Origin of the sequence: Pseudomonas sp. URIL14HWK12:I6, assembly GCF_000514195.1 — a bacterium.
Classification (GTDB): Bacteria; Pseudomonadota; Gammaproteobacteria; order Pseudomonadales; family Pseudomonadaceae; genus Aquipseudomonas; species Aquipseudomonas putida_A.
On the sequence record NZ_AZVL01000002.1, the window covers coordinates 1 to 15,299 of the forward strand.

The window sequence follows — 15,299 nt, forward strand, 5'->3', positions numbered from 1 at the left end:
TCGTCCAACGCCTGAGGATGAGCACCGTCTAAAGGACGCAATGGCTCGCGTATTCGGCTGATGCGATCCTGTGCAAAAAAAAGGTCCCTTTTTTAGGGGCTTTTTTTTTGTATCGAGCTTCATAAATCTCCTCAGCTAGCACTACCCCATATCAGGGTGGTGCTTTTTCATGAGCTCCCTCCGCAGCTGCCACCTGGTATTGGAGGCCCCCCTCCTTCCTAGGGGGGGGAGGGGAGGGCGCTTCTGGCTTTTGACTAGTCGTCAGCTCGCAGCCAGATAATTTAAAGGTACTCTTTTTGGCGTCTAATGAATTGACCCAGCAAAGGAACCGCAAATGAGTATTTGCCATGTCGGTTTTTATATATCAAACCTGATTCAGCCAAGCTAGATAGCATTTGATTGACGTGACTGCTTCCGAAAGGTTTCTCTAGTACTTCCTTCGATTTTACTGTCACGTCCTGAACAGAGAACTCTCCATCACAGTGGTCAAGTTCCGCGATAACTCCAAGAAGTTCTCGCTGCCGATCTGTTGCTCTTGCCCATCGACCTACAAAAAAATCACTATCCAGCTTTCGAAGAATCTCATCTGAGGGTACCCCAGGAGTTTTACCGTTGCCAATTTGCTGTATGAAGACATCGTAGACTTCTCTACATATAAATTGAACAAAGTAAGGGTATCCGCCAGATAGAGAGGCGATTTGCTGCATAGAGGGTTTGGATAACTGAATTGGGTAGTCTTTTAGTGGGATGCTAATCGCGTCGTGCACTGCCTTTTCATTCAGCTTATCTAGCATCACTACTCGGAACATACGCTCAGCATAAGTCCTAGCTTCAACGAGCTTAGGGAATAAGGTCGGCAAGCCTGTCAGCGCTAGCATGAAAGGAACGCCCTTACGCTGGATAGACTGGAAAACATCCAGTAGCATCGAAAGTGGAAACTGGTCTTTCTGTGCGTGGTCAGATAAGTTTTGAGCCTCGTCGTATGCAAAAATTATCCCTGATACGCCTAAGTCTTTAATGGAGTTCCATACGATTTCTAAGACTCGCTTTACCTTATCTTCTACGAGACCTGGTGTTGTCTCATAGATGCTTTGCAAAGTCTGATAGTTTAATGTTTGGTCAACTGTTGACTCTTTGCGGGAGAACCCTATTCCTTCGGAAATTTGAAACTCTCCAACCTTCACGCCGGAAGTAACAACGGATAAATCCGTGAGAAGGCGAGTAGCAATGCTACTTTCGTTCAAGCTTGCGCTTTCTGATAAATCAGTGCCTACCCACAGCCATTTACTTTGCTGGGCCATGGGTTTAAATGTTTCTAGTAATACCGTCTTCCCTGTACCTCGCAGACCTGTGAGAACCAAGTTCTCGAGAATCGTCTTTTGATGTAGAAGGCGCGCGAATTCCTTTTTTTCATCCTCCCGACCTGCGAGGTAGGGAGGCATGTGCCCCGCTCCTGGCTTGAAAGGGTTTTGAAGTGCGGCCATGATTAGCTCCAGCTGTAAACTTAGTAAGAATACTAAATTTACACCTAGAGCTGTAAATGTCAAATGACGTTTTCGGAAATTTTTCGCTCACCAGCCTAGCTAGCTGTTTCAGTAGCGATCGGGCGCTACCACCTAGTCATCCACCTTGCCTTCGCCCTTGACGGCCATGGCCATTAATTATCGACGAGACTCGCGCATACAGAGCAACGCGAATGGTTGGAAGCGTTATTGTGTGTGGGTTTGACAGGATCGGTGGTTGGCGGCGCCGGCGAAAACCGTCAGTACCTGCTCGATGTTTCGTCAAGGCCCTGTCAAGGGTGGTCAAGGATTATGGCCGCTCCTTCACTGATGCTCGCTCATCCATTCTGGACTGCTTCAGCACCAAGTCAGCCTTCCGTGGTTTTCTGCCCTTGATGGCTGGGGCGTTCGGCCGGCACCTAACAAAATGCGCCCGTCAATCCGTCCAGAGCCTGTCCAAAATCCGTCAGGGGGTTGTAAGGGGGTTGAGACGGCCAAGCGTCCTACTTTGACGCATCCCGAACGGAATAGGCCTTGGACGACCATCCAGCGTGGATTCCGTCTCACGCCTGTCTCACATTCCGTCAAAGCGTGGTCAAAGAGACGAGCCAGGTTTGAATCGAATTGCGAAGCGCCGAGGGACGGTATGAACTTCCAGAGCAGCACCCCATGCTTCTACCACTTCGTCGGTGGAGAGAAGTCCGGTAGCGCTGAGGCTCCCGCTCGCCTGAATCGTTATGTCGCCCAACACAGCCATGTAAGCCGCGATGGTTTGCGGCAGAACAAGGTGGCCGGAGCCATGACTGTCGTGAACCATGAGATCGTCACGTCCGAGTGACACGCTGTGGAGAAGTGCTCGATACGTGCGGTGGGTGAACTTGGACAGTTGCTGATAGAAGATTCTGCGCTCGGTGGCCGCCTCTGCGCCGTCCTGCGCTTCGATCAGTTTCCGGATTTCGCCGTGAGAAATTGTTTCGTTTTGGTACCACTTCTTCAACGCAGATACTGCTTTCGGGGAATCCTCGTGCAGAAAGCGCATCACGTCGATCGCTTCAACTGCGTCGCGAAAGACTCGCGCAACTGGCCTGTGGCGCGTTTCCTTCAGTAAGTCGACGCAGTCGAGGAGTGACGCCAGCAAGTCCATGGTGATCAGCCAAGTCGCCTTCTGCAGGGATTGCTCGTCGCGATGGTATTTCAGCGTGTGCGGCCTGAGGCGTTTGATGATTTCACGAAGCAGGGCATCGCACTCCCTGAGGAACTGCCGCTGGGCTTCATGCTCGTAAGGGTTGTCGTATGCCTCTTGGGGATGTCGACCCCAAACGATGCTGGGCATGCTGTTCTCACTGAAGATTCGATAACCAATCATGGGTGTTTCCCCAGTGGGGGTAAACGTCTATACCGATCGTCCAGACAATATGCCGTGCGCTTCGCGGGTTTCCAGGTTAAATGCCTGCGTTTCGGTGGAACCTCAGTGGAAACCTTCCATCGCTAATCATGGCTTTTGATAACAGGAACCTCCCCGCCGCATCCAGTTTTACGACTTTTTCGCGAAAGGTCTGCATGGGCACGACGGTTTGCGCGTAATGGTGGTTGCGAACCATCGCTGCGAACTGTCGAGCGCGCGTGCCATAGTGCTAGCGGCTCACAGGCTTAGTCGCTTCTGGAAGCCATTTGTTAAATCATGATCTCAAGGAAGGTACGCATGTTCGCGGGCGCTAACGTTGGTGAAGTCTATAAAAAAACCTTTGAGTTGCTTTCTGAAGAGAATGATCGAGGTGCGGTTCTGCTGAGCGGAGTAATAACCGACGGCATTTTGGATGAGATGATCAGAGCGCGACTCATTGGCCTACCTCGCGCTCGCAAGGGAAAGCTGAAATTCCAATATGCCGCAAAAATAGACCTAGCGTTCTCTCTGGGTTTGATTTCGTTGGAAATGCTCACGCTTCTGCATAGTCTGCGTGAGGCAAGAAATACCTTTGCTCACCAGGTGGTGAATAGCCTCAATGACGCCGCTATCGCTGGAGCTATCAAATCGGTGTTCGACGCGGTACCGAGCCTTTATGACGGTTTCATGAGTAACTGGATTGCCAATTTGCAGGCCACTCTACGAGGCGTGGGAGTTGTGGACGAAGCAGTGATCGCCAGCGTCTCTCCCGGCGACAGGGCCAGATTTAACAATTACTTGGCACTCGTTGCAGCTCGGCTTCATGAAGCGTCAGTCAACATCAAAAAGCTGAGTTTGACGGGAATTTAGCTTTGCTCGGCACCCTCCACCGAGGGCTTGGCTGGCAGGTCCAGGGTGCGTACTGATCGTGCGTACCTGGCTGCGTACCAGCGTTGGGAATCTCGCTCCCACAGGGATTTCGCGAGCTCTTGGGTGCGTGAGGATCGTGCGTGAAGACGTGCGTGAAGGTTCATTCGGTGACCGGTGGGAGTGGTCACTGCTGGTGGTCACCGCGAATGGTCACTGGCTGGATGAGTGTCTCGACGGGGGCCGCGGGGGACGCTGCGACCTCGCAACTGGTGGATACCAGCGTGGATACTGGGCGGTATGGCTCGCCCCTGCGAACCTGACAAAACCTGATATCGCTGGCGGCTCAAAGTCCGCCACCCTGTAAAAAAATCAACGTAGAAAGAGCTAGGCGGGATAAGCGGCGTACACCTTTGTGGCGACGTAACAGAAGAATGAGAGCAGCATCGTGAGATTGCGAAGTTGATACATCGTCTTCGTTCTATCGGCCACCTTTTCCACTGCGTCATGCGCAAGTCGGCGCATGGTGACATCGTTCAGTTGCCCCATCTCGATCATGTGAAGGTATTTTGAGTTGGAGTTCATTGTTGAGATCGTCGCCTCAATCCGTAGAAAGCCAAAGATTGCGCTTAGCGCCATCATTAAGAGGGTCGCGAGATACATCGTGGATACGTTCACGCCAATGGGACCGAAGGGCATGGTCTGCGCTAGGTACGCGCAGGCTGCCATTGATGCCCCTAAGACAAATCGATCAAAGTTCGCATTTTCGGTGCTCGCGCTCTGGTGGAGCTGGACGCTTCGTTCAGTCATTTTCAACTTCCTTGATTGGTTACCACTTAGAAAACGGTGCGCGACGAGTATGACGCCAACTACTAAGCCCCAAGGCTCGCGTCAGTCAGCGAAGTGTTCAGAGGCACGCTTTGGTCGATCGCAAGGCGCTTTCTTTGCCTGAACCGAAGTCGAGGTACGCGCGTTGGTAAAATTTTACCGAGCTGCCCGAGGCGGTTTTGCTGATGCTCAGGATCTCATTGGTGTTCATGTCGTTACCGCTGATGATCCGGTAGCCCGTTTCTGTTTCGGACATAGTGGCGTCTGGTCGATACTCCTGCCATTGAGGGAAAACACATAGAGCGTAGTTCTTAGGTGTCTTGCTGGAGGATGCTGAAAGCGCCGGCCCTTTTTCAACAAGGTCGCTTGGTGAGTAGCACCCAGCCAAAATAAGGGTCGAAGTAGCGAGAGCTGCGGCTTTAAGAGAGCACATGTTGGCGTCATCCGTAACTAATAAAGCCGTGACGCTAACATGCGCTTGCTGAAAGCCCAATAACCGCGTTACGCCTTGTCTTCAGCGTAGATCGAAGCCGAGATGATCATCCCACCCCACCGACGATGTCCGATGCAAATCGGGACCGGGTTACCGCTGGCCGTAGTGTTCTTGGCGCTGCCGAAGGCGTAGGACGGAGAGTTCTCAGGCCCGGCGCTTTGCTTTAGTCCAGCAGCCTGCGGGCTGAGCATCTGGATAACGCCGCCGGCGGCTGTGCCAATCCCCGCACCCATTACCGCAGTCGCCGCAGCGCCGGCGGTCATGAACGACGCTATGACGATGAGCGCAACTCCGATCACTGTCTGCAGAACGCCGGCGCGCTTGCTACCAGCTATTACAGGAACAATTCGAATCTCCTGCGCCCCACCCAGCTTCAAGTCACGCTCGCCAATGTTTCTCCGATTACGGAAAACGGCAAACTCCAAGCCTTTGCTCTTGGCGTTGGCCAGGTACTGCACAAAGCCAGGGTGATTTACGTCGATGGCCTTCACTGCCTCGCGAACGTCACCCGTGGAGAGCTCGTACAGGTGTTCCCGACCAAATAGTTTCCCAGCGCTACCTCCAAGTAGAATCAGCGTCTTATTGCCAAAATTCGTTGCCATTGCCATTTCTTACTCCTGGGCGCCATGGGCGCTGTGTTTGGGGATTTCCACGCCTAGCTGGCCGGCAAGGATCATGCGGGCGGCCATCGCGTCGTTTCGAATCGCGATCTCGCGTTTCACGTCGGGATTCCAGGCGGAACAGTGAGTCGACTGATAAGCCCGGGCACCGCGGTACTCGATTCGCATCAGTTCGGCGGAGATCCTGGCTTCTTCCTCGGTGAAGAATGGCCCCTCGAGTTCAACCCGCTGGCCGTCTCGCACATGCTGTACGGTCCACACGATGTATCCGCCAATGGTCCCCGGGTCGGTGGTGAAATCTGTGGCATTGCACGCTTCAGCGAAGCGTATGTGGTGTGACACTTGTTGCCTCCTTTGGCGCCGTCGGCGCCATTGATGGGCGGATGCCCGGTTGTGTTGCTCTGTGTCGCGACACGTTTTCGTGATTCGCAAAACGTGTCGCGTAATTGGGTTTCTACTTGGCGACGATGCTTAAGGTGGGCGGCAACTTCGGCCCGAAGGGAGCGCCAGGCGCGAAGGGATCGGGTAACTGGTCTTCCGGGCATTCCTTGATGAACCGGATCAAGGCGGCATGACAAGCGCGATACAGAGGGCCACCGCCGCCCCATTCCTCGCTCTTGCGGTCGGCGCTGTCCTCCAGTTGGGAGAGGTAGGCCAGCCCGCGAAGGCTGGTATCTCCGTCTGTTCTGGCTTGCTGGCGATGTACTGGGTTAACGCCTAGCAGGTCGCACATCCGTTCGAATCCCAACGTCTGCGCCAGCCCTTCCCGGTCGAACATCAGCGATTGGCCGAACCCGGCGAGCGCTTCCTGTGCTCCGGTGCGAATAGCCTCTTGGTGTTCCCGGGCCTTTTCCTCCAGATCCTCGATCGCTTGCCGCGTGAACGGCAGGAACGCTTTCAATTTGCCGGCCTCGCGGCGAATGGCTCGACGTTCGGCGCGGATAGCGTCGAGTTGGTCAGCAATGGCGCGGCAGATCCGCCGTGTAGTGATGAGGTGCGTGCTGGCGCTGATGCCGGGCTTCAAAGCGATGTTGCACAAGCGGGTGATAAGTCTTGGCGTCATTGGTGCCCCTCCATGGGCGTGTTGTCGTAGCTGGCACGCAGGTGGGCGCCCGCCGGGCAATGGCGGCCGGTGGGCGCGTAACAGGAACGACAAGCCATGATGTGGTTGAGGTACTGGTCACGGGCGTGTCGCCATCCAGGCGTGGCAGTGGCGGCGCTTGCGTGTGAGCTTGTGATGAGCTGCTGAGTGCGCTCGACGAGGTTGGCCAAAACCAGGCACGGGCGAGGTTCTGGGTGACTCCGCAAAATTGTGGAGTCGGTACCGGTGATAGCTGGCGGCATGTGATCGAGCAGGCTGGAAAGGAGGCTCACGGCTTCACCTCGCCCGATTTGCAACATTGCCCAAATGAGTCTGTGAAAAAAAAACGGGGGAACGGGGGAACAGTGGGAACACCCAGTGATTCAGGGGCTTCCAGAGGGGGATTCTGTACCCCACGTTTTTTTGTGGGGAACAGTGATAACCAAACGTCAGGAAAGTGCTGCTCACTTATATTCAAAAACATGTTTGTGTTCCCCCTGTTCCCCAAACACCAAATAAGGGGGGACGGCTACAGGCCGCGTCTTTGCTGGATGTTCCCCCGTTCCCCCTGTTCCCCACGTTTGTAGGTTCCTGTGAAGTCGGGCATTCGTCTCTGGTGTTGGTTGAGCTCATACAGCACCGCCTTCGCCGTCCAGAGCTTCTGGATCGATGACGTACAGCCGAGCAGATCCGCCGGCGGGGATGCGGTACTTTTTGGTCTTTCGGCTATCCCGATCGGTGTCGCGCTTGGCAAGGGCTCCGCCAACCTCCAGCGCCTTGATGACGCGGGTGAGGCCGTACCCGTGGGCGGCTTCGATGAGCGCGGACTTGTTGAATAGGAACAGTCGCTTGTGGGCGACCACTTCCCAGTACCCGGCACGGTTGAACACCTTGGCGTCCGCCTCGGGTGCGTCCACGTCCGAGAATCGGCTGCTGCCGTGCTTGTCGATAAAGTCGATGATGCCGGCCAGGATTTGGCGGTCTTCGGCATTCCCACCGCCGACACGGGAGAGCCATTCGCCGTAGAGCAGGCGGCAGTCGGCGAGGGCGGTGCCCGGCTCCCACGGGAGCAGTCCGTAGGCGATGGCCATCTCGCCGGCCAGCGCGATCACGGCGAACCGGTCAGCCACCCGGCCGGCCTGGGCGTTGTCCTCGACGAACTGAGCGCGGATGCCGTCGAAGTCACTGAGCAAGCCCGGCTTGTCGTCGGTCGCAACCAAGCGCTCGACAAAGGCCGGTCCTAGGTGGCCATGGTGGGCACCCACCGCGACGGTGAGCTGCCGGTGAAAGTCCGCGCCCTCCAGCCCATGTAACTCGTCAAAGGCTCGATGCGTGCGGGTGCCAGCATTCACGTCGACCATACGCAGCTCGGCGCCAGCGTGGGCGGCATTGCCGGAAATAGCGGCGTGCTCGGAGAGCGAGCGCTCGCCGCTGGAAAGGGTCAGCAGGCGCCAGCTCAATTTGGCGCGGCCTTCACGCTCGCGGGTCATGGTGCCTTTGCCCTGGCCGTTGGCGAGGGAGTAGGCCATTTCCTGTACCCGTTTCGGATCGGCGCGCTTGATTTCGTCCAGCGGCAAGATGGTGTCGTTACGGCTCGACGCTTCGATCTCAAGGCCGCCCTTGGTCATGTCCCAACTGGCAGCGAACACGCCCGGGTCACCCCACACTGACGAGCCGATCAACTGCGCCAAGGACTTGCCGCTCGAGCTGTCGCCCACCAAGTGAACGCCCCCACCCAGCACGCCGACCAGACTCAGCAGCGGGCCGGCCAACGAGCAGCCAATCGCCAGTGTCAGCACAGGGTTGCCGGCGCACTTTGCCGCCACCTCTGTTTGCCAGAGCGCCAACTCGCCGCGGCGGCTGAAAAGAACTTGGGCCTTGTTGCTGGCCTGGTATCGCAATTTGTCACTGCCGATCGTCCGCCCGGGCAGCACGAACGCGCCCGATTCGTGCCAACCTGGCCGGCTGGTGGTGGCGAACACTTCTGCAGGATGCTGGTCGAGCAGGTACTCCATGAACGTACCGCGCTTCTTCAGGGCAATGATGACGCCCATCCCGAACAATGCGCGCCGGGCGTCCTCGCCGCTGCCGCCGAACACTTCCATGGCGATGATCCATTCCTTGATGCCACCATCTGTTACCAGGCGCAGCAACCGACCTTCGCTGCCGTCGTCGCTATTGGTGGTGCGGGCCACGACTGTAACGGGGCTGGAGATCCACTCATCGGTGATAGGCCGGTCACCGGTATCACCATCGGCGTCATCTTGATCGGCGGCGGTGCGTTTGAAGCTGTGCCAGTAAACGCCGGGACGCAGCTTGCGGCCTTTCTCATTGATCACCCAATGTTCATACACCGCCCAGCAGGGGCGATCTGGCGCAATGGTCGCGGCGTCCGGTCGAAGGTTGATCACATTGGTGTCAGGCTTGGACATGGGCGAGCTTCCAGTTGGCGAGGTCGTTGAAATCAGTGAGGTCATCGGGGGCGCCTTCCGGCCACTCAGGGAAAGCCACTTGGCCACCCACGGCCGCCGCCGCTGCGTTTGCCGCTGCGCGCCCCGGGTTGCCATCGGTGAGCCGGTCGTCGTCGCCGGCGATGACGATTGGCAGGCCCGGGTAGCGAGCACGAAGGGCCATCGCCGCCGGGATCAAGTTGCCGGCGTTCATGGCTGCCGCCACGACGTAGCCGCCGTGCTGGTGAAGGCTGGCGGCCGTCGCCCATCCTTCGCAGATGCAAAGCACGCAACCCGGCTCGATGATGCCCAGCGGTGAGTACGTGCCTTTAATCCGGCCTCCGAACAGGAAGCGCTTCTCGCCGTCCGGAGCAATTCGTTGCAGGTTGACCAAGCGACCATCCAAATACAGCGGGATCAACAAATCAGCGCCACGCTGGCGTAGGCCGTAGGAGCGAACCGCCTTGGCGATCAAGTACGGATGGTCGGGCGCGGCTCGGCGCGCATTGCGCCACCAGTGGTTGGCCTTCTCGGCGGCCTGCTGCTGGCGCCGGTGTTGTTCGGCCTCGCGCTGACGACGGGCCTGGTCAACCCGCTTGCGGATCTGAGCCGCTTCGCGGGCGTCCACCGGTTCGCGACTACACCAGGTGCTGGCGCCTCCGGCCTTCCAACTGCCGAACGCTCCGGATGCAATGCCGTCCAGGTACAGCACATACCAGCCGTTGAGGGAGCCGGGCTTATCCTCAGGCACGCGGAACCGGTGAATGTGGCCATCAGGTTCTGGCATCCAATCGAGCAAACCGTAGACGGACTGAAGGGCATCACGGAACTGGATGGTTGCGTCAGTCATGCGGCCCCCTTCGGCGTTGTGAACCGCTTGGCCAAACTTTGCAGTTTCTGAGTCAGGCGCTCGAGCTCATCGCAGTGCCGGCCTTGGTCGCCTTCCGAGATGCGCAGCTCCAGGAAGCCGACCAGCGTTTCCACCAGCAGCACATAGCTGGCGCTGTCGATATGGGCGCCAGCAGCGGGTCGGCCGCCACTGCTCTTGCGATTGATTGGGGTCACGTCACCCATGGCTGGCCTCCTGTCGATCAGCGCCAGCAAAGGCCCGGCAAACCTGGCCGTTGTTCACGCCGTGCCAGTGGGTGATGTCGTCGATTGAGTCAACCAGGTAGGCCGTTACCTGAGCGTCAGCACTGCGCATAACAAAGCGCCCGCACTCAGCGTCGGCCTCGGTATAGAACGGTCCCAGCAATGCCTTGGGCACCTTCGGATGCGTGACGTAAAACAGTGCGGTGGCTTTCTTCGGGCAAGCCGATCCCGTCGACGCTGATGCGCCGTTTTGAATTTTCATGTTTTAAATCTCGTCGAAGTCTTTGGGTTCGAACCGTGCTGCGCCGCCGCGAATCACGCGCAAACCAAGTACCGCAGCACGTGCCACGCGATCTATAAATCCGATTTCAAGATTGGTGGTGCGCCCGCCCATTCCGGCAATGGCAAATTGAATAGCGTTGAACGCTTCAGTTTCATCGTGAGTGGCCAGCTCGAATACTTCGCTTTCGAAGAACTCGATACCTTTCTGCCAGTCGGCCGCTACGCCGGGATTGTTCCGAGGCCAGTTGATGAAACGCCCCTCGACATCTCGCTGCGTGAAGCTCAGGTGCTCCCGTGACCGGATAGAGGCGTTCATTTGGCCACCTCCGCGGTATCCAGGGTCTTCTGCATCTGCTCGACTTCGCTGTCGACATAGTTCGCCCAGTCGTACCCGAGGAAGCTGCCCAGGCTGGCCAACTCTTCAATATCGTGCGATTTGCCGTGCTTCAGGTCCTTCGTGATCGCGTTGAACAACACCCGCATATTGCTGATGCGTTCGTGTGTGGCGCGCAGCAGTTCAAGGGCTTCGTCGGCGATACGAGCGATTGGCTGGCTCATTGCACGCCCCCTGAAGTTTCCAGTGTGCGGACGATGGCCATGTGGGCGTTGTAGCGGGCGAGACGAATTGAGAGGGACGAGTTAGCGCGGAGAGCGCTTAGAGCCATTCGGCGGTGAGCGAAGGCGCGAATTGCGGACGGAATGAGGGCGTGTTGCATGGTCGTAGCTCCCGAATCATGAGAGCCACCGCGGCCTGCCGCCAAGCAGAGAAGGGTGGCGAGTTGCACAGGATTGGCGGACCGGAGATTCAGGAACCCGGCGCACCCGAGGGTGCTCCTGCGCAACCCGCCATAACACGAGAATGCGGGCACAAAAAAAGCGCCTGCAATCGTAATGGGGGCGCTGTTGCGCCTGAAGTCGTTCGACCCGCCAAGGTCGGTCGCTGAATTTGCAGCGACATGCGAACCATACCGGCGGGTGTGACGACTGGCAAGAAAAGTTATCGACTGTTTGTCGCTGATCATAAGCATAGCCGTCATGCGGCATCACTCCGAAGGTGCTTGGAGGTAAGGCTTTGGACATAGCGCAATAGGGATGCTTTGCGGGCCGCGAAGTCTTTGCCCTGGCCGATCAGCAGCACGTCGCGGATCTCAATCAGAGTGACCAGCACCAGCTCATGCGCGCTGAGTTGATCGCGATTGCGGCCGTCGAACTGTCCGGTGATTGCCTGATTGATCAGCTTTGCTTCATTGATGAAGTGGTGCCGCCGGGGAGTCTTGCCGCTCTCCTCGTGGGCGATCGCCAGCGCTTCACACAGGCCGCGATAGCCAATAGCTGACTGCTGGCGTGCCTGTTGCCAAGTAACGTGGTCAGCGCGTACCAGTGTGTCGATCTGCTCGTCGCACCAGATCTCAAAGTCCACTGAGAGCCAGCGAGCGAACTTCACTGCGAGTTTCGGATGGAGCCAAGTTCCACTGTTGGCAGTATTGCCGCGGCGAGTTGTCACTAGGGTAATGCGGGATTTCCCCGTATTACTCTCAGCCATCCTGCTGGCCAGCTTCTCGATGTACTCCTCAGTGGAACTGAGGCGCAGCCACTCATTAGGAACCTTACCGAAGCGCGTGGCTGCTACGGTTGCGTTGATCCAGCCATCGGCGTTGAAAGTGACGGCCTGGCCTTGATAGTCGAATGGGATTATACGAGCACTCATGCAGCCACCTTCTGGCCGGGTTCGGCGATCAGGGTGTAGATGGCTACGCCACGGTGGGTGCGGCCCCACTCATCCGTAAGCAATGTGCGAGTAGTAATGATCTTGTAGCCGGAGGCGCGCAAGTCGCAGATACGGGCACCGGGGCGGCAGATATTCAGCTCACGCATGATTGTGAAGGTGTCAGATGGCCCTTGGCGTAGGTGCGGAACAAGCCGTGCTAGCTGGGCGTCGTTGCTGGTATTCTCTACGTGAGTATTTTTTGGGCTGGCCTTATTGGGTTGGCCTTTTTTTTGTTCGCTCATTATGCCGCCTCCCCTCGCAATGCGATGCGCTGACGAACCCAGGCATGGACCTCGGCCAGAACGAAGCCAACTGGAGACCCGCGCGACTTACTGTTGCTCAACGGCACAGGACGGGGGAAGGTCGGGTCGTCTTTGAGACGTTTGTATACGGTGGGGCGGGCGAGGCCAGTAATGGCTTCGAGATCCGGCATGCGAATTAAAGTTGTTGCTGGGTCGAAGCTTTGCGTTGCTGGCGCAGAGCCATGGAGTGTGGTGTGAATATGATGCATAGCGTGCTCCTGTTATCGCTGTAGATGACAGGAGCCAGATTGAGATTATTTAGGGGGGAGGTCATTGCAACTGCAATTTTGATTTTTGCATCTGCAAGAGTTTCAAGCATCAGCGAAGTTTTTTACTGCCATGCCCAAGGCTTCTATCTTTGCCTCAAGTTCACTATCGGCGTCTTTCGCGGCGGAATTAGCTTCTGCAAAAATATGGTTTAGGTTCGAATTGCTTGCGCCTGCCCACCCCATTGCAGTTATCGCGTTAACTGCTCCAGTCTGGTTATACCGAGGACGGGCAGGATCTTTAATCAGGCGAAGTAGCCCTCCAATCGCCAACAAATGTGATTTTTTGGAGCTCGAGTTGAGGCCTAGGCCTGGTGAGTTGGTGAGGGCTAAATCAAGCTTACCCTGCAGACCTGCTATTTCCTCCTGCGCTTCATGAAGTTCGTTTAGCGTGAGCTCTCGGTCTTTACGATAGCGTTCGACTTGAGCAATCAGGTCGGCCTTCTGGGCGGTTTCATCCGCATTCACCTTGTCTGCAAGTGCCAGAATGTCGGCTTGCCTGAAGCAAAGAAAAATTGAAATGAGCCTATTTGGAAACCAATCGACGTCCTTTCGATGATCTTTTTTATCGTCGCTCAGATTGAGTACTTCGCCGCGTAACAGGATGTGCGAGTGGTCAGCGTCTGGTTTAGTGAGTGCTGATGGATCGACCACCATCTGTTTTCCACTCGCTACTACCTCGCGGCTCCAGTCCTCATCATCGACTCCAAGGCACGCCCCGCCAACGTCGATATAGATGCGCGCGTGACCAGCCCCACATAGGCATATGAGTAACTCCTCGGTCATTTGCGTACCGGTGAGGCGGCAAAGCCAGTCCACCGCTTGGGAGGAGTTGAGCCAAGGCAGCAGCTTGTAGATTTTATCCATCAATTCGGCAAGCCCTGGTCTTGAGCTGGGCGCGCGGAACACATTGCAAGCCAGCTACTGTGTATTTGGACAGTGGTGGCTCATATTCTATATCTGTCTATGCGCGCATGGAAGGACCGCATCAGGCCCTCTTGATTGCGACAACATTGCCGTTGGCCAGCTTGTCCAAGTGATCTGCATACCATTGCATCATGGTTGTTCGCTGAGGCAGATAGATCGCTTTGTTGTACACACCGGCTATGCCCTCTTTGACATGAGAGAGCTGCGCTTCGATATGATTTTCGTCAAAGCCGTGCTCGTTCAGGATCGTTGAGGCGATATGGCGGAAACCGTGCCCAGTCTGGCGGCCTTCATATCCAAGACGACGTAACGCCATCAGGAATACCGTATTGGATCGAGCTTTGGTTGTATCGCTTCGGCCTGGGAAGAGCATCGGGTAGGCACCGGTGAGCGCCTGCAAATTACGCAGCAACTCGACAGCTTGAGTTGGCAGTGGAACCAAGTGTTCTCGTCGGCGCTTCATGCGTTCGGCTGGGATCGACCACAGGGCTTTATCTAGGTCGAATTCGGACCAGCTTGCTTCGCGCAACTCTGAAGGACGGCAAGCGAGCATGGAGAGAAGGTGGAGACCAATGCGGATATCGGTTGCGCTTGGATACGCTCGAATGGCCCTTAGGAGAGGTGGTAACTCTTCCGGGGATACATGGGCATAGTTCTCGGCGGCCTTGGTCTGGAGGAATTTGTGCAACCCCTCCAAAGGGTTGTGTGTTGCGCGACCGGTGACGCGTGCCAAGTCGTAAATCTCACGGCACATACCTCGGACACGACTGGTCTGCTCGATGATTCCTTTCTGTTCCATCGACCGCAGAAACTCCATCCATTCCATTGGCAGTATCTCGCGATAGATCCGTTTGCCAAAGACCGGGAAAACGTGAAGCTCCAGAGCTCCGATGGTTCGTACCGCGGTGCCGTCAGTCCAGCTCTTGCGCTTGACTGCGTACCACTCACGAGCAAGTGATTCAAACGTGTGGCCAGCGGCCTCGTCTTCAGCTGCTTTTCTGGCGCGCTTGGTCGCCAGTGGATTACTGCCTTGCGCCGCGTCAGCTCGCAACTCTGCCGCTTTCTTGCGGGCCATGGCGCCGCTTACGGAGGGATAACTGCCCAACCCCAGCCACGACCATTTGCCGTCAGCTTTTTTGTAGCGCAGTTGCCACGATTTATTCCCGTCCGGACGGACGCGTAGGTACAGGCTGTCCCCGTCATGCTCACGGTATTCCTTTACCTCAGGCTCAAGGGTCGACAGCACTGTGTCGGCCAGTGGGCGGCGCTTAATTTCGCTGCGCTTCACTCCTTGTACCCCCTAGTTTCAATTTATACAGAAGATACACGGCAGGATACACGGGCAGTTCGTATAGGGGTAGACGAGAAGATACAGCCAGAAACAAGAAAGCCCGCACTAGGCGGGCTTCTTGAGGTGTTTCGTAGACTGTCCGAGAC

At 56.6% G+C, this 15,299-nt stretch carries 19 protein-coding genes; 2 read left to right on the forward strand and 17 right to left on the reverse strand.

Features of this window, described 5'->3' with window-relative positions:
* Positions 1 to 281: 281 nt before the first annotated feature.
* Positions 282 to 1,484: an ATP-binding protein gene (locus H043_RS0103620; protein WP_256214119.1), complete on the reverse strand. Its 1,203-nt coding sequence runs from the start codon at positions 1,482 to 1,484 to the stop codon at positions 282 to 284.
* A 613-nt stretch (positions 1,485 to 2,097) separates the two neighbouring features.
* Positions 2,098 to 2,868, reverse strand: a complete 771-nt coding sequence (locus H043_RS0103625) for a hypothetical protein (protein WP_027610747.1) — start codon at positions 2,866 to 2,868, stop codon at positions 2,098 to 2,100.
* Between the two features lie 336 nt (positions 2,869 to 3,204).
* On the opposite strand from H043_RS0103625, the gene H043_RS0103630 reads away from it, so the two are divergent.
* Entirely contained in the window at positions 3,205 to 3,756 is a 552-nt protein-coding gene (locus H043_RS0103630; protein WP_027610748.1) for a hypothetical protein, read from the forward strand.
* Positions 3,757 to 4,140: 384 nt separating this feature from the next.
* Here the strand turns inward: H043_RS0103630 and H043_RS28930 are convergent, their stop codons facing one another.
* The 3 genes from H043_RS28930 to H043_RS0103645 all read right to left on the reverse strand — a co-directional run bounded on the left by H043_RS28930 (position 4,141) and on the right by H043_RS0103645 (position 5,682).
* Positions 4,141 to 4,563 carry a hypothetical protein gene (locus H043_RS28930; protein ID WP_049827804.1) on the reverse strand — a complete coding sequence of 141 codons (423 nt, stop codon included), beginning with the start codon at positions 4,561 to 4,563 and terminating at the stop codon, positions 4,141 to 4,143.
* 97 nt (positions 4,564 to 4,660) lie between these two features.
* Positions 4,661 to 5,014, reverse strand: coding sequence for a hypothetical protein (locus tag H043_RS0103640; RefSeq protein WP_027610749.1), 354 nt, complete (start codon positions 5,012 to 5,014; stop codon positions 4,661 to 4,663).
* 68 nt (positions 5,015 to 5,082) lie between these two features.
* Positions 5,083 to 5,682, reverse strand: a complete 600-nt coding sequence (locus tag H043_RS0103645) for a tail assembly protein (protein ID WP_049827805.1) — start codon at positions 5,680 to 5,682, stop codon at positions 5,083 to 5,085.
* 135 nt (positions 5,683 to 5,817) lie between these two features.
* Between H043_RS0103645 and H043_RS30610 the strand changes: the two genes are divergently transcribed.
* The gene (locus H043_RS30610) at positions 5,818 to 6,033 is read left to right on the forward strand and encodes a hypothetical protein (RefSeq protein ID WP_256214120.1); all 216 of its coding nucleotides are present in this window, start codon (positions 5,818 to 5,820) and stop codon (positions 6,031 to 6,033) included.
* Between the two features lie 115 nt (positions 6,034 to 6,148).
* On the opposite strand, the gene H043_RS0103655 is transcribed toward H043_RS30610, so the two are convergent.
* From H043_RS0103655 to H043_RS0103715, 12 genes are all read right to left on the reverse strand, one after another.
* The gene (locus H043_RS0103655; protein WP_027610752.1) at positions 6,149 to 6,757 is read right to left on the reverse strand and encodes a hypothetical protein; all 609 of its coding nucleotides are present in this window, start codon (positions 6,755 to 6,757) and stop codon (positions 6,149 to 6,151) included.
* Positions 6,758 to 7,404: 647 nt separating this feature from the next.
* Positions 7,405 to 9,207: a DUF927 domain-containing protein gene (locus H043_RS0103660; RefSeq protein ID WP_027610753.1), complete on the reverse strand. Its 1,803-nt coding sequence runs from the start codon at positions 9,205 to 9,207 to the stop codon at positions 7,405 to 7,407.
* Positions 9,194 to 10,075: a toprim domain-containing protein gene (locus tag H043_RS0103665; protein ID WP_027610754.1), complete on the reverse strand. Its 882-nt coding sequence runs from the start codon at positions 10,073 to 10,075 to the stop codon at positions 9,194 to 9,196. Before H043_RS0103665 ends, H043_RS0103660 begins: the two co-directional genes overlap by 14 nt.
* The gene (locus H043_RS0103670; RefSeq protein ID WP_027610755.1) at positions 10,072 to 10,299 is read right to left on the reverse strand and encodes a hypothetical protein; all 228 of its coding nucleotides are present in this window, start codon (positions 10,297 to 10,299) and stop codon (positions 10,072 to 10,074) included. Before H043_RS0103670 ends, H043_RS0103665 begins: the two co-directional genes overlap by 4 nt.
* Entirely contained in the window at positions 10,292 to 10,579 is a 288-nt protein-coding gene (locus H043_RS0103675; RefSeq protein WP_027610756.1) for a hypothetical protein, read from the reverse strand. Before H043_RS0103675 ends, H043_RS0103670 begins: the two co-directional genes overlap by 8 nt.
* A gap of 3 nt (positions 10,580 to 10,582) precedes the next feature.
* The gene (locus H043_RS0103680; RefSeq protein ID WP_027610757.1) at positions 10,583 to 10,915 is read right to left on the reverse strand and encodes a hypothetical protein; all 333 of its coding nucleotides are present in this window, start codon (positions 10,913 to 10,915) and stop codon (positions 10,583 to 10,585) included.
* Positions 10,912 to 11,157 carry a hypothetical protein gene (locus H043_RS0103685; RefSeq protein WP_027610758.1) on the reverse strand — a complete coding sequence of 82 codons (246 nt, stop codon included), beginning with the start codon at positions 11,155 to 11,157 and terminating at the stop codon, positions 10,912 to 10,914. Before H043_RS0103685 ends, H043_RS0103680 begins: the two co-directional genes overlap by 4 nt.
* A 475-nt stretch (positions 11,158 to 11,632) precedes the next feature.
* The gene (locus H043_RS0103695) at positions 11,633 to 12,307 is read right to left on the reverse strand and encodes a KilA-N domain-containing protein (protein WP_027610759.1); all 675 of its coding nucleotides are present in this window, start codon (positions 12,305 to 12,307) and stop codon (positions 11,633 to 11,635) included.
* Complete coding sequence (locus H043_RS0103700; protein WP_027610760.1) at positions 12,304 to 12,609, reverse strand: helix-turn-helix domain-containing protein; 306 nt, start codon at positions 12,607 to 12,609, stop codon at positions 12,304 to 12,306. Before H043_RS0103700 ends, H043_RS0103695 begins: the two co-directional genes overlap by 4 nt.
* Positions 12,609 to 12,878 carry an AlpA family transcriptional regulator gene (locus H043_RS29580; RefSeq protein WP_027610761.1) on the reverse strand — a complete coding sequence of 90 codons (270 nt, stop codon included), beginning with the start codon at positions 12,876 to 12,878 and terminating at the stop codon, positions 12,609 to 12,611. The genes H043_RS0103700 and H043_RS29580 overlap by 1 nt, the downstream gene beginning before the upstream one ends.
* A gap of 102 nt (positions 12,879 to 12,980) precedes the next feature.
* Positions 12,981 to 13,802, reverse strand: coding sequence for a hypothetical protein (locus H043_RS0103710; RefSeq protein ID WP_027610762.1), 822 nt, complete (start codon positions 13,800 to 13,802; stop codon positions 12,981 to 12,983).
* A gap of 121 nt (positions 13,803 to 13,923) precedes the next feature.
* A complete protein-coding gene (locus H043_RS0103715) occupies positions 13,924 to 15,150 on the reverse strand; it encodes a tyrosine-type recombinase/integrase (RefSeq protein ID WP_027610763.1) in 1,227 nt (408 codons plus the stop codon).
* Between the last annotated feature and the right edge of the window lie 149 nt (positions 15,151 to 15,299).

Coding starts and splice junctions, on each gene's coding strand:
- H043_RS0103620 (WP_256214119.1), bottom strand. CDS start 1,484: ATGGCCGCACTTCAAAACCCTTTCAAGCCAGGAGCGGGGCACATGCCT.
- H043_RS0103625 (WP_027610747.1), bottom strand. CDS start 2,868: ATGATTGGTTATCGAATCTTCAGTGAGAACAGCATGCCCAGCATCGTT.
- H043_RS0103630 (WP_027610748.1), top strand. CDS start 3,205: ATGTTCGCGGGCGCTAACGTTGGTGAAGTCTATAAAAAAACCTTTGAG.
- H043_RS28930 (WP_049827804.1), bottom strand. CDS start 4,563: ATGACTGAACGAAGCGTCCAGCTCCACCAGAGCGCGAGCACCGAAAAT.
- H043_RS0103640 (WP_027610749.1), bottom strand. CDS start 5,014: ATGTGCTCTCTTAAAGCCGCAGCTCTCGCTACTTCGACCCTTATTTTG.
- H043_RS0103645 (WP_049827805.1), bottom strand. CDS start 5,682: ATGGCAATGGCAACGAATTTTGGCAATAAGACGCTGATTCTACTTGGA.
- H043_RS0103655 (WP_027610752.1), bottom strand. CDS start 6,757: ATGACGCCAAGACTTATCACCCGCTTGTGCAACATCGCTTTGAAGCCC.
- H043_RS0103660 (WP_027610753.1), bottom strand. CDS start 9,207: ATGTCCAAGCCTGACACCAATGTGATCAACCTTCGACCGGACGCCGCG.
- H043_RS0103665 (WP_027610754.1), bottom strand. CDS start 10,075: ATGACTGACGCAACCATCCAGTTCCGTGATGCCCTTCAGTCCGTCTAC.
- H043_RS0103670 (WP_027610755.1), bottom strand. CDS start 10,299: ATGGGTGACGTGACCCCAATCAATCGCAAGAGCAGTGGCGGCCGACCC.
- H043_RS0103675 (WP_027610756.1), bottom strand. CDS start 10,579: ATGAAAATTCAAAACGGCGCATCAGCGTCGACGGGATCGGCTTGCCCG.
- H043_RS0103680 (WP_027610757.1), bottom strand. CDS start 10,915: ATGAACGCCTCTATCCGGTCACGGGAGCACCTGAGCTTCACGCAGCGA.
- H043_RS0103685 (WP_027610758.1), bottom strand. CDS start 11,157: ATGAGCCAGCCAATCGCTCGTATCGCCGACGAAGCCCTTGAACTGCTG.
- H043_RS0103695 (WP_027610759.1), bottom strand. CDS start 12,307: ATGAGTGCTCGTATAATCCCATTCGACTATCAAGGCCAGGCCGTCACT.
- H043_RS0103700 (WP_027610760.1), bottom strand. CDS start 12,609: ATGAGCGAACAAAAAAAAGGCCAACCCAATAAGGCCAGCCCAAAAAAT.
- H043_RS29580 (WP_027610761.1), bottom strand. CDS start 12,878: ATGCATCATATTCACACCACACTCCATGGCTCTGCGCCAGCAACGCAA.
- H043_RS0103710 (WP_027610762.1), bottom strand. CDS start 13,802: ATGGATAAAATCTACAAGCTGCTGCCTTGGCTCAACTCCTCCCAAGCG.